Consider the following 12,201-nt stretch of genomic DNA (forward strand, 5'->3'; position numbering starts at 1 on the left):
GAGTGTCGAGCGAGAACTCGTAGAACAAGGCACCCTGCTCGACTTGCCGAGGTCCCATCATCTGCTTCGATCTCCGTCTCTCGACAGGAGTGAATCACCTCATCACAACCGCTGCAACACCCGAGTTTTTCAACAGAATCGGTGGGAAGCGGAAGTTGGCCTTACACCCGGAAGTGGACCTTCGGCTTCGCGCTCATACCGGTCATTCAAAAAGCATCGATCGCTCCCCCATAGCGGGCATTCAGCGTCACGACAGCGCCACGTCGACGAACGGACACCATGACATGCGGCACATCCCAAACTCGATGGTTGTCTTCGCCGGCACGATGCTGGCGGCTCCTGCCCTCGCGATCACGGTGACCAACTACGATAAGGACGAGCACATCCTGACGGTAGATGGTCCGCGCGTAGTCCGCACGGTTGATGAGCGGAAACACCGCCGGGTCGCGAAGCGGGGCAAGGAGCGGATCGACGGGCAGGTGGAGGTAGGGATTGATCCCGGCGGCCTGGACCTGGCCGTCCCAGACGTAGCGGTAGATGTCGCTCGACAGGAAGGGCAGGGACGGCAGCAGGGTCGCCCGCATCGCGACCGCGACGGTCAGGACGATCCAGAACGCCGCCCGCGGCAGCGGGGCGACAAGAACGAGCCGCACGGCGACGAGGTAGGTCCCCACACCGAGCGCGAGCACGCCGACGAACACGTTGGCCCGCGCGTGCGAACCGACCGTGTCGGCGCCGGGCACGTGCAGCATCAGCGCCGCCAGCGTGATCAGGATGAGGAGGACGCCGAGCCCCGCCAGTTGCACGACGCAGGCCGGCATGCGAGGCCTCATGCCGCCTCGTCCGATGCCGAGCGCTTGAGATCACCGCGCCGCAGCCGGAGCCCGTCGAGGACGCGCCGCGTCGCAGGTGCCGTCTCGACGCCGGCATCCGCGAGCAACCTCATGAACGCTTCCATGTCGTCGACATCGTACCAGGGTTCGAGTTCGACGAGGTCGAGGTCGATCGCCCGGGCCCGGGCCCGGGTCGCCTCGGCCACGTGCTCAGTACTCCAGGCGATGTCGGCGAACATCTCCGCATGGGCCGCTTTGAGACCAAGAAGGTAGTAGCCTCCGTCGGGACAGGGGCCGAGCACGGCCCGGTCGCCTGGCGCGAGCAGGTGCCCTGCGGCCTCGATCAGCAGGCGCGCCGGGAGCGTGGGGATGTCGGAACTCAGCACGCAGGCGGCGGCATGGCCGCGCTCCAGCATGCCTTCGATGGCATGGAGCAGGCACCGGCCGAAACCGCTGACGCACTCGGGCATCGGCGGAGATCCATCCGCGAGGATCAACTTTGTATCGGGACCGACATGGGCAGCGATCAGCGCCTCGCTGCCGACGGGCGCATAGGCGGCATAGGCGACGATCCGCGCGCTGCGGGCGGACCGCGCGATCGTCCCGTCGGTGTCGCGGAGGAACGCTGCGCTGAGGGCCGCGGCCTCCTCGGGGGCGAAGGGCGGACACAGGCGGGTCTTGGAGCGACCGGCCTGGGGGGCCTTTGCCATGATGCCGATGGCACAGTCCGGGATGTGTACGCCGTCGGCCATGGACCCTAGCGACGTCGCCTCCATCAGAGGCTGCTTTGCCAATTGAAGCCCTTCCTCTCAGAATAACCGGACTGATAGACGTTGCTCACCTCGATCGCGGTGATCCACTTCGGATTTTTGAAACCAAGCTTCGTCGAGGTCCGAAGCCGCAAGGGAAACCCGAAAGGGTCAGGCAGCGTCTCGCCCGCGTATTTCGTCGCGAGCAATGTCTGCGGATGCAAAGCAGTGGCCATGTCGATACTGCTGGGATAGTCGTCGGCCGTCCGGAACGAGACGTATTTGGCCTTCAGATCGGCTCCCACGCGTTCGAGGAAGGTCCGCAGCGGTACACCCGACCATTGCCCGATGTAATCCCATCCCTCGACACAGATGTGACGGACAATGATCTGCTTCTCCGGCAGCGCGGCGATGTCTTGAAGCGTCCATGCACGCTTGCTCTCGACGCTGCCCGCTACGTCGAGACGCCAGGTCGCACCGTCCACGGGCTTGACCTCCTCGACGGGGAAATAGGCGTTGAAGCGGGGCGGCTTGAGGACAAGATGCTCGGGATATTCCGGCGCGAGCCGGTCCGGGTCGAACAGGACGGCCTGGACCCCGTCGTTGAAGGTGGAGATGGCCCGCAAGGCCTTGCCCACGGCACTCGTGCTTGAGACGTCGCACCCCGTAAGCATGGTCAGGGCCCCGAGCGACAGGCCGCCGCGGAGGAGGCCCCTTCGCTCGATCGCCCGCACTAGAGGCGCGTGGTCGTCGAGAATGCGCGGATCGGGCGGCAAGTCCGGTCGAAACGGCGAGCTCATCGGGATTCTCCTACGGGCGCATGTCCGGGACCGCGATCGAGGCGCGGGCCGCCGGTCAGCATCGCCCAGAGCGTCCGCGGCACGAGCAGCGCCAGAACGACGTGGACGAACAGGAAGCCGACGATGACCGCCATGCCTAGGAAATGCGCGAGACGCGCCCCCTGGAAGTCGCTGAACAGCGCGACAAGGGACGAGAACTGCACCGGTTTCCAGATCGCCAGCCCGGTGACGACCTGCATCACGCCCGCGAGGATGACGACGATGTAGAGGACCTTCTGGACGGCGTTGTAGACGGTCAGGTCGTCGTGGGTGATCTTGAACCGCAGGGTCTCGCGCACCGTCTGGATCAGCTCGGAGACGGCGATGGGTAGAAGCTTCTCGCGGAAGCGCCCGGTGACGACGCCGTAGATCAGGTAGCCGAGCCCGTTAAGGGCGAGCACCCACATGCCGGCGAAGTGCCAGAGCAGGCTCTCCGCGCCCCAGCTCCCTAGCCGGATGGATTTGGGAAAGTGGAGGAACCCGAAGATCACCGAGTCGTCGTAGATGCCCCATCCCGAGCCGATCATCACGAGCATCGCGACGGCGTTGATCCAGTGCATGATCCTCACGGGCCAGGGATGGAGGCGGCGTCCGCGCGGTACTGGGCCGGCGGCAGGCTCGGAAACGGATCGAGAAGGGGCCATCACGCTCATCTCAGTTGCTTCGATGCGAGCCGAGCTTAAGTTACCACAACAGATAGAAATACTTCGATGAAAACTGGTTATCGCGATGATGCCCAAAATTGATGACGTTCTTCTTTGCCGGAAGTCGTCGCCTACTCGATGCTACCGCGCAGTGGATCAGCGGTATCGTCGTGCCGACCGATCGCGTGGCGGGAGGGACCCAATGGCCGTTGGGCGCTTGTGCGGATGGGCGTGGCTGATCCTGGTCATGGTCTGGCCGATGAGCTGTATCGCCGGCGCCGTGACGTCCTCGGACCTGCCGACTCGGTCGATGCTGGCGGAGCGTGCCGCACGCCGGTTTCCGCAGCCCGTGCGCGTCGGTGATCTGATCGATCGCCCCGTCCTTGAACCCGTGGAAGCGCAGCACGTGCTCGGCCGTGTAGACGCGGTCACGCGGGATGAGACCGGTGGGATCGCGGTAATCGTGCGGTTCGGAGGCTGGTTCGGTCTCGGGACGCGGCGGATCGCCGTGCCGGTGGAGGCCGTCGCCCTACTCGGCGAATACGTGGCGGTGATAGATTTCACACCGCAGCAGCTCGGCGACTTTCCGACCGTTTCTCCGCAGCGGGCGCAGGTGATCGATTCCGAAGAGACGATCCGAGTGGGCCTGACGAAGCCCTTTCACTGATCGAGGGTCGGAAACTTCCGAGTGTGTCCTCGACACGCGATCGGACTTGCGAAGCGGTTGGGCAAAGCGCCCCCGTCGATGCTAAAATGGTGTACTGTTATTCACCGTGACTGTCAGCTCGACTGCCGCCGTTCCGCTGTGATGGTGCGGGCGATTGCCGGCATCGGCCGCTCGGGAGGCTGCGATGGTCTGCACGATCGTGTTCGCGGGCGGGGATCAGGGGCTTTGGCGCGTGACGAACACCGCCACAGTGATCGGGGACCCGCTCCCTCCGGCGGAACGGCTTGCCATCGTCCCGTTCGGACCCGAGATTCTGTCTTCGTCCGTCTGGCGACTGAGGGGGGCGGTCAGCAACCTGCGTTACACGACCCGAAGCGAGGCCGCGGACCTGCGTGCCCTTCAGCCGCCCCTCCACCGTTCGACGGCTCTGCGCGCAGCCCTCATTCCGATCCGCAAAACCCAGGCCTGGTGGGACCTGGCTCAAGACGAGCGCCGTGGGATCTTCGAAGAGACGTCGCATCATACTGCTCTAGGTCTCGGGGTTCTGCCGGCCATTGCCCGCCGCCTGCACCACAGCCGCGACCTCGGCGAGCCCTTCGATTTCCTGACCTGGTTCGAGTTCGCCCCCGAACATGAGGCTTCGTTCGACGCGCTGCTCGATATGCTTCGCGCGACCCACGAGTGGACTTATGTCGCTCGCGAGGTCGACATCCGACTGACCCGCGATATGGGGCCTTGAGTCGGTGCCGGCCCTCGCCCTCGACCCGTCGAACGATGCGCTTCTGCCACGACTACGCTACGGCGAGGAGGCTGACTTTCGCGTTCTGGTCCGTCACCGGCATGTTTAGCCCTTGGTGATTGCACGCGGCGCGCGTCCCGCATCCTAAATGATGTCCTCCGCTTCGCAATCAGCTGGCTCCAATTGAACCCGAAAAGGCAGAGCTACGCGCACGCCTCGCCGAAAAGAAGTTTTCTGATGAGTGCGCAGGGTCCGTCCTTGTCGATCAGCACTATTAATACAGAAATCGAAAACTTTTGGTTGGCAAAATATGAGTAAAATGGCTGAACCTAAGGAATTATCTCTTTATTTGCTATTATGGTGTAAGCCGTGGTCCACATGCTTCGGAACGAACCCTTATAGAAATCTGCCGTTCGGACGTGCGCCTAGGGCACCTGAGTGTCTCGATGATCACTCATCGACGAGGGCGCATCGGTGATGTCGTCCATCACGAGCTGGTTCAGGGCGCAGATGAACGACGACAGGCGATAGCCGTCGTGGCGCGACAGCGCATTGTCGAAGGCGCGGACGTTCCAGAACGGGTCGTTGGGCCGGGTGATCGGCGCGATGCCGGTCAGCTGAAGGCCGTGCAGGAAGCGCGCGGCTGGACCGTGCTCGCTCGAACCGCCGGACGCTAGGTCGGCACTGTCCCAGAAGTTGCTGCGCCGGTCGGCACGCGCGAGCCGCGCACGGGTCAGCCAATGGTCCGAGCGCGGGCAGTCGACGGCCGCGTCGGCGAGCGTCGCGTAGGGGTGGTGCCGTTCAAGACCTGGTGCGTCGAGGCCCATAAGCTCGTGGCTGGTGCCGAAGGGCGCCGCCGACGGCTGGGCATCGGCGAGCACGCCGGCCGCCGGGCGCGGCGGGTCGAGATTGCCGATGGTGTGCGAATCCTCCCGCGCGGTGTTCTGGAACGGGAAGGTCGCGGCGAGCAGCGACAGGGTCCGCACCGGCAGCGTCGCTAGCCCGGCCAGGAGGCTCACGGGCCGGGGTGGCGTACAGCTCTCCCCGCGAGGCGAGCGGCCCTCGAACCGTGCCGCGACTCGATCGAGGAAAGCGGCGGCCGGGCGGAAATCGAACTTGAAGGTCGGGAACAGGTCGTGGGTCGCCCAATCGTAGTCGATGCCGGCATCGAACATGCGGTCGGTCGCGGCGAGCCGGCTCCGGATGCGCTTCCGGGCGGCGGTGAAGCCGTCCTCGACGTCGAGGCCAATCCAGGCGCAGTCGCCGGACCGAAGCCCGCCTGCCGGGAAGGCCAGGGCCGCGGTGACCGACATCAGCACGGGCCGCTGGTCGGCGGGGAAGTAGCCGTCGTCGCGTACGACCTCCGAGGCCGGCGTGTGCGCGTCGGCGTGGTCGGCGAGGTGGGACCAGACCTCGCGCTGGATCGCGGTCCACTTGCTCGCCTCGGAGGCCGGGTTGATCAGGACCACGAGGTTGCCGAGCACCGTCGGCAGCGTCTCGCCGAAGCGGTGGCGGCGCACCGCCTTGACGACGTCGTCCTGCAGCCCGGTGGCGAGCATGTTGCCGCCGAGGCTGTGCCCGGCCACGATCAGCTTGTTGTGCGCCCCCGGCGCGCTGAGCGTCGTCTCGATCGTGCGCAACGCCGAGATCGCCCCGGGGGCGATCGCCTCGCTCACGGGCTTGCGGTCGAACAGGGTGGCCCCCGCCGACAGGCCGCCGAAGAAGCCGCCGACCGCGTCGCCGAACCAGGTCCGCAGGCCGCGCTCGTCCACGCGGGCGCCGCGCCAGCCGACGTAAATCGCGGTCACGTCCATGTCGCAGACGCTCGGGTCGGTCGGGCAGCGCTGCGCGAGGAAGCGCGCGGCGTGGGCCGCATATAGGCGCAGGTCCGCGACGTTGCCGTCGCCGATCCGCGCGTCGTGGCGCCAGCCGTGGACGAAGGCGATCACGTAGTGCGAGCCGTGCGAGAGGTGCTTTTTCAGGGCGTCGAGCTGGGTGATGACCGGCTTGACCATGGTGGCGGGCATGCCCTTGGCACGCATCTCGTCGTCCATCGCGTGGCGGAGCATCGCGCTGTCGATGGCCGCGTCGCCCGCCCCTTCGCGGGAGACGAGAGCGTAGGGCTCGCCGTCCTCCTGGAACTCGATGAAGCCGAGATGGTAGGCGAGGTCGCGTCCGCCCGGCGCGTGGGCGGGGACCACGTGGCGCTGTAGGGCGCATCGCAGGCGCGTCGCCCAGCGCGCATCCGCCGCAACGACGGCGCCCTCGTCGTTGCTGGCGTCGACCCAGCCGTCGCCGTCGGACGGGGTCGCCGTCTGCAGGGTCTCGCGCCCGGCGTCGGCCAGGATCGTCCAGCCCCAGGCGAGGCCATCGCGGCATTCGGCGACGTTCGGGTCGAGGTCGCGATACGTGCGCGCCTTGTCGGTGGAGAGCACGACGTAGTTCAGGAACAGGATGCCGAGGGCGGCGAGCACAGACGCGGCGGCGAGGCGGGACGCCGTGCGCAGCGCGCCGACGGCCCAGCGCCCGAGCCGGACGACGACACCTGCGGCGACGCGCGAGGACGCAGCCCGCCCCGCGCTCATCGGGCCGGGGTTCCGGCCGGAGACGCCCCCGAGGGGCGCCGCATCGGAGACGATGTCATCGAAAACCCACTTTGAAAACCCTTTTCGAAAGCCCTTATCCCCATGCCGATCCTTCGGTCGCCGTCCGCCCTCGGTTACGGTGCCGGCGAACGGCACGACCCGGTTTCGGTAACCGCTCGGCTCGGGTCCGCGAAAGCGCGTCGATCGAACTGGGAGTGATCCATCATGATGCGCGCGATTCTACCAGCCGTTGCCCTCCTCGCCGGCACCGGGATGGCCACGGCGTCGCTGTCGAGCCTCGTCGGCGCCTGGGGCCACGACTTCGCCGTCACGCCGTTCGAGCCGATGCAGCTCATGGTCGCGATGGTGACCGACAAAGCCACCGGCAAGCAGTTCAACGTGATCAGGATGCCGGACGGCCACGTGATGACGGTCGTGCCCTTCGACCAGATTCCGAAGATGCCGGAGGTCGACCCCAAGAGCCTGCTGCCGATGAAGGGCGGACGATGAGCGGGGCCGGCCGACGTGCGCGGATGCACGCCTGAGGCCGGCCGCCCGTAACCGCGGGCGGCGATCCCGCGAGTGTCCGGCATCGTCAACGGAGACACGCCATGTTCCAGCCGAACCGGATCCTCGCCGCCCTCGTCCTCGCCGGCGCGGCGACCGCCGCTCAAGCCCGCACACCCGCCCCGATGCCGGCGACGATGCCAGCCGCCCTGTCCGCGCCGATGCCGGCGCCCGCTCTCCGGAGCCTTCCGAGCCTCCGCAGCGTCACGTCGCTCGGCACCACCAAGCCCGCCGGCGCAGCCCTCGATGCGCGCGGCGGCACCAAGCCGAGCCTCGACGCGGAAAGCCGCCGCCTCGACCACCTGATCCGCACCGCCATCTGTACCGAATGCTGACCGCGTCTCCCCTCCCCGCACCACAGGAGCTCAAGCCGATGTTCGCGTCACTTGCGACGACCTCCCTGGCCGGAAGGCCGAAGGGCACCGCACCGGCGCGGCCAGCCGTCACGCCCGGCCGTCGGCTTCCTGGTGGCCTGCTCCTGGAAGGCATGATGCCTTGGGCGGCCTTCCACCTGCTCTGCCTCTGGACGCTGTCCGCCCCGGACGCGCTGGCGCGCATGCTCGGCGCCGATGGGTTCGACGCCGGCTTCGGCCTCGGCGACGGGGATTGAAGATCCGATCGCCGAATCGAGTCCACCGGACTCGCGCCGAGAACCGCCTGCCACGGAGCCACCCGTGATGTCGTCAGCGCCCGAGCCAATCTCAGAGCGTCCGGAAATCGAAGCCCGCACGCCTGGCGAGGGTCTCGAACGACGGCGGAGCCACGAGGCTGACGCGATGCCCGCGGCACTCAGCACGACGCCAGGACTTTCGTGGCCCGGCTTGGCACCACCAGGCTTCGATTGCTCCCGCCTCCCTTTGCGATCCGTCTCCAGCGGCTTCGTAGAGGTGCGTGAGGTCTTTCCGGGCGCTGATCCGCAACACCAGCTCGATCAGATCCACATGGCTCCGCTGCTCAAGATCGCTTCCGCCCATCCCATCGAGGTATCAGCGAAGTCCAACAATCGTAAGGGGGTGGGTAATTAACAATGTTGTCGGTCGATGCGATCTGCTTCGAACGGGTCGGCAGCCGTATCAATGTTCGAGCGCGACGGAACCGGATTTCCAAAGATCGACCGTCTCCGGATCGCGGCTTTTGCGCAGTTCCTTTCTGAGTCGTCCCACCTCCAGTTCCAGGTGTTCGATGCGATCGAGCGTATAGTCGAAGCCGGAGTAATCCAGAGCTTGCACGGCGGCCTGATCGGCCCCCACAGGGTGGTCCAAGGGTAAAGTTAGTGCGCGGTAGGCCGCTCAACCACGGTTAGCTTGGCCGTCGGAGCTGGTCGGGCGAGCGCAGCCGGCCAAGCGGTGAAGGCTGACATGAACACCTCTGGTGCAGGCGGCCGGTATTCCATTGAGGCGTGCGGGCGTACGGTGCTGTAGTGCCGTCTCCAGCTTTCGATCACGATCTGTGCCTCCTTGAGTGTGTAGAAGATCTCGCCGTTCAGCAGTTCGTCGCGAAGCCGCGCGTTGACGCTTTCGACGTAGCCATTCTCCCACGGTGAGCCTAAAGTGATGTAAGCCGTCTTGGCTCCGACGCCGGTGATCCATGCTCGGACAGCCTTCGCGACGAACTCCGGCCCGTTATCCGAACGGATATGGCCCAGTACGCCACGCAGGATGAACAGGTCCGAGAGCACGTCGCTCACGTCGACCGCCTTGAGCTTGCGGGCGAGCCGGATCGCCAAGCATTCATGTGTGAACTCGTTGACGACGTTGAGCATCCGGAACTTACGTCCATCGTGCGTGCGGGCCTCGACGAAGTCATACGACCACACGTGATTGCGGTATTCCGGGCGAAGACGGATACAGGACCCGTCGTTGTCCCAGATCCGCCCCCGCTTGGGCTGCTTTGCCGGGACCTTCAAGCCTTCACGCCGCCAGATCCGCTCGACGCGCTTGTCGTTGACGAACCACCCGGCCGCCTTCAGCAACGCGCTGATCTTCCGGTAGCCGTAGCGACCGTACCGCTCCGCCAGAGCGATAAGATCGGCCGTCAACGCTTCTTCGTCGTCGCGCCCCCGCGGTACCTTGCGCTGTGTCGAGCGATGCTGACCGAGCGCCCGGCAGGCGCGACGCTCGGAGACGTTCATCCTCAGCATGATGTGCTCGACACAGGCGCGTCGGCGCGCAGGGCTTAGAAGTTTCCCCGGGACGCCTACTGCAAGATCAGCTTGTCCAGTGTTAGGTCGGCGATAGCTTTCCTGAGACGCTGGTTCTCGGTCTCAAGATCCTTCATCCGCTTCACTTGATCCGATTTCAGGCTGCCGTACTCCTTGCGCCAGCGATAGTACGTCACCTCGGTCACTCCGATCGCCGTGATCGACGCGGCGATGCTCTGTCCTTGTGAGACCAGTACGTCGACCTGACGAAGCTTACTCACGATCTCCTCGGGCTTGGGTCGTTGGGCCATCGGTTCCGTCCTCTGTCGGCTCAAAAGCCATACTTCAAGGCGGACCACTCCCAAGGGGGCCGATCACGGCTTCCCAAGGTCAAGGGCTGGTTCGATCCCCGGACGTCGAGCGTCCAATATATCGTCGTCGATCCCGCCACCAAGCGCTGCGCGATTATCGATCCGATATTCGATTTCGATGAGAAATCCGGCGCGACCGGAACGATGAACGCCGACGCCATCCTCGCTTACGTGGCGAAGGAGGGGCTGACGGTCGAGTGGATCCTCGACACCCATCCTCATGCCGATCACTTTTCGGCCGCGCATTATCTCAAGGGCAGGACTGGCGCGCCGACCGCGACGGGCGCCCATATCACCGACGTGCAAACGTTGTGGAAGGGAATCTACGACTGGCCGGAACTCGCGATCGACGGCTCGCAATGGGACCGGCTGTTTGCGGACGGGGACGGCTTCAAAGTCGGCTCGATCGACGGCCGCGTCCTGTTCTCGCCGGGTCATACCCTGGCCTCGATCACCTATGTGATCGGCGATGCCACTTTCATCCACGATACGCTTTTCATGCCGGACGCGGGCACCGCCCCCGCGGATTTCCCCGGCGGTAGCGCCACGGTTCTGTGGGCCTCGATCCAGCAGATTTTGGCGTTGCCAGACGAAACGCGCTTGTTCACTGGCCATGACTACCAGCCGGGTGGCCGTCATCCGCGCTGGGAAAGCACCGTGGGCGGGCAGAAGCGCGCCAATCAGCATGTTTCGGGCATGGACGAGGCCGGTTTCGTCGCGCAGCGGGAGGCCCGCGACCGCACGTTAGCCATGCCCAAGCTCCTGCTGCACGCGCTTCAGGTCAATTTGCGCGGCGGTCGCCTGCCGGAGCCGGAGGACAACGGCAGGCGCTATCTCAAATTTCCGCTCGATGCGTTGGATGGAGCGACATGGTGACCCTTTAAGACGTCGCAGCCAAACCCGCCATGGGCCCCGCCGAGATGGAGCAACGCGCCGACGTGGTGGCCGCACTCCTGAAAACGCTATCCCATCCGCTTCGTCTGATGCTCGCCTGCACGCTGGCCGAGGCGAATATTCCGTCGGCGCACTGGAGCGGAAACTCGGTATCCATCAAACGACGCTCTCACAGCAGCTCGGCGTGCTGCGCGAGGCCGGAATCGCCGAGACGCGGCGCGAGGCCAAGCAGGTCTTTTATAGGCTGACAGAAGAGAAAGCCGCACAGCTCATCCATGCGCTCTACGCCATTTTCTGCGTCCCGAAGCAGCAGACATGACGCTGACATGCCTTCGTTTGCCTGCGGCAGCGACGCAATCACGCCCATCCCGCGTCCGTCAGGTCGCTCGCGCAGCGCAGCGCGCTCCGGTCGTATCGAACACGTTCCTCGGTCGTCTAAGAGCGCCTAACAGAACCGTTTGATCTGGTTGAGGGTGATGAGGCTTGCCGCGAGGCTTGTGAAGGCCTCGTAGATGTCGGCGCGTCGCTCGTAGCGGACGGGCAGGCGGCGGAAGCGGTTGAACCAGGCGTGGGTACGCTCGACCACCCAACGGTGGCGACCGAGCTTGTCGCTGCTCTCGACACCACGACGAGCGATGCGTGGCACGATCCCGCGCGCCCGGCATTCGTGCCGACGTGGTCTGGCATCGTAGGCTTTGTCGGCGTGCAACTTGTGTGGACGGCGCCGCGGTCGTCCTCGTCGACCACTTCGCAGAGGCGGGATGGCATCGAGGGTAGCTGCCATCATGACGCTGTCGTGCCGGTTGGCCCCGCTTAGGCGGAAGCCGAGCGGGGTGCCGCGCGCGTCGGTGACGAGGTGGCGTTTCGTGCCCGGCTTGCCGCGGTCCGTCGGGTTCGGGCCGGTGGCAGGCCCCCTTTTTTGGCCGGGACAGATGCGCTGTCCAGGCAAGCCCGGCTCCAGTCGATCTCACCCGCCGCGTGCAGACGCTCCAGCAACACGTGATGCAGGCGGCTCCACACGCCCGCCGCTTGCCAATCCCGCAGCCGCCGCCAGCAACTCATGCCGGAGCCGCAGCCCATCTCGGCCGGCAGCATCTCCCACGGCAGGCCCGAGCGCAGCACGAACAGGAGGCCCGTCAGTGCGGCCCGGTTCTCAATTGGACGACGCCCGCC

General features: G+C 65.8%; 13 protein-coding genes and 3 pseudogenes. 7 read left to right on the forward strand and 9 right to left on the reverse strand.

The genetic code is table 11. The features are described 5' to 3' along the window. Positions 1-206: 206 nt before the first annotated feature. The 4 genes from MKK67_RS05970 to MKK67_RS05985 are packed head-to-tail and all read right to left on the reverse strand — an operon-like array spanning position 207 to position 3,065. A complete protein-coding gene (locus tag MKK67_RS05970; protein ID WP_243962791.1) occupies positions 207-821 on the reverse strand; it encodes a hypothetical protein in 615 nt (204 codons plus the stop codon). A gap of 8 nt (positions 822-829) precedes the next feature. Further along, entirely contained in the window at positions 830-1,627 is a 798-nt protein-coding gene (locus MKK67_RS05975) for a DUF2064 domain-containing protein (RefSeq protein WP_243962792.1), read from the reverse strand. After that, a complete protein-coding gene (locus MKK67_RS05980; protein ID WP_243962793.1) occupies positions 1,609-2,382 on the reverse strand; it encodes a molybdopterin-dependent oxidoreductase in 774 nt (257 codons plus the stop codon). Before MKK67_RS05980 ends, MKK67_RS05975 begins: the two co-directional genes overlap by 19 nt. Next, complete coding sequence (locus tag MKK67_RS05985; RefSeq protein ID WP_409568370.1) at positions 2,379-3,065, reverse strand: cytochrome b/b6 domain-containing protein; 687 nt, start codon at positions 3,063-3,065, stop codon at positions 2,379-2,381. The genes MKK67_RS05980 and MKK67_RS05985 overlap by 4 nt, the downstream gene beginning before the upstream one ends. A 202-nt stretch (positions 3,066-3,267) precedes the next feature. Between MKK67_RS05985 and MKK67_RS05990 the strand changes: the two genes are divergently transcribed. Next, a complete protein-coding gene (locus tag MKK67_RS05990; protein WP_243962796.1) occupies positions 3,268-3,732 on the forward strand; it encodes a hypothetical protein in 465 nt (154 codons plus the stop codon). Between the two features lie 184 nt (positions 3,733-3,916). Next, on the forward strand, positions 3,917-4,471 hold the full coding sequence (locus MKK67_RS05995) for a chlorite dismutase (protein WP_243962797.1): 555 nt from the start codon (positions 3,917-3,919) through the stop codon (positions 4,469-4,471). Positions 4,472-4,896: 425 nt separating this feature from the next. Here MKK67_RS05995 and MKK67_RS06000 read toward each other — a convergent pair whose 3' ends face one another. Further along, a complete protein-coding gene (locus MKK67_RS06000) occupies positions 4,897-7,056 on the reverse strand; it encodes a hypothetical protein (protein WP_243962799.1) in 2,160 nt (719 codons plus the stop codon). A gap of 225 nt (positions 7,057-7,281) precedes the next feature. On the opposite strand from MKK67_RS06000, the gene MKK67_RS06005 reads away from it, so the two are divergent. The 3 genes from MKK67_RS06005 (at position 7,282) to MKK67_RS06015 (ending at position 8,233) form a co-directional block, all read left to right on the forward strand. Next, a complete protein-coding gene (locus tag MKK67_RS06005) occupies positions 7,282-7,566 on the forward strand; it encodes a hypothetical protein (RefSeq protein ID WP_243962801.1) in 285 nt (94 codons plus the stop codon). A 101-nt stretch (positions 7,567-7,667) separates the two neighbouring features. Next, the gene (locus tag MKK67_RS06010; protein ID WP_243962803.1) at positions 7,668-7,958 is read left to right on the forward strand and encodes a hypothetical protein; all 291 of its coding nucleotides are present in this window, start codon (positions 7,668-7,670) and stop codon (positions 7,956-7,958) included. Positions 7,959-7,996: 38 nt separating this feature from the next. After that, positions 7,997-8,233: a hypothetical protein gene (locus MKK67_RS06015; protein ID WP_243962808.1), complete on the forward strand. Its 237-nt coding sequence runs from the start codon at positions 7,997-7,999 to the stop codon at positions 8,231-8,233. A 177-nt stretch (positions 8,234-8,410) separates the two neighbouring features. Here the strand turns inward: MKK67_RS06015 and MKK67_RS06020 are convergent. The 3 genes and pseudogenes from MKK67_RS06020 to MKK67_RS06030 all read right to left on the reverse strand — a co-directional run. Next, positions 8,411-8,597: pseudogene (locus tag MKK67_RS06020) on the reverse strand (IS66 family transposase); the annotation flags it as partial. A 99-nt stretch (positions 8,598-8,696) separates the two neighbouring features. Continuing rightward, complete coding sequence (locus tag MKK67_RS06025) at positions 8,697-8,873, reverse strand: hypothetical protein (protein WP_243962805.1); 177 nt, start codon at positions 8,871-8,873, stop codon at positions 8,697-8,699. Positions 8,874-8,893: 20 nt separating this feature from the next. After that, a protein-coding gene (locus tag MKK67_RS06030) for an IS3 family transposase (RefSeq protein ID WP_409568371.1) occupies positions 8,894-10,074 on the reverse strand; the annotation gives its coding sequence in 2 pieces (ribosomal slippage) (positions 8,894-9,822 and positions 9,822-10,074; 1,182 coding nt in all). 72 nt (positions 10,075-10,146) lie between these two features. Between MKK67_RS06030 and MKK67_RS06035 the strand changes: the two are divergent. Together MKK67_RS06035 and bigR are read left to right on the forward strand one after the other, a co-directional pair. Next, positions 10,147-11,010: pseudogene (locus tag MKK67_RS06035) on the forward strand (MBL fold metallo-hydrolase); the annotation flags it as partial. Between the two features lie 29 nt (positions 11,011-11,039). After that, a pseudogene (gene bigR / locus MKK67_RS06040) lies at positions 11,040-11,347 on the forward strand (sulfite-sensing transcriptional repressor BigR). 126 nt (positions 11,348-11,473) lie between these two features. Here bigR and MKK67_RS06045 read toward each other — a convergent pair. Then, positions 11,474-12,201, reverse strand: a protein-coding gene (locus MKK67_RS06045; protein WP_243962807.1) for an IS5 family transposase whose coding sequence is annotated in 2 segments (ribosomal slippage) — positions 11,474-11,949 and positions 11,949-12,201 — 729 coding nt annotated over the 2 segments. Because the reading frame shifts where the segments join, the coding sequence is not laid out codon by codon here. This gene is flagged as partial in the annotation.

This window comes from Methylobacterium sp. J-072 (genome assembly GCF_022829425.1).
GTDB lineage: Bacteria > Pseudomonadota > Alphaproteobacteria > Rhizobiales > Beijerinckiaceae > Methylobacterium.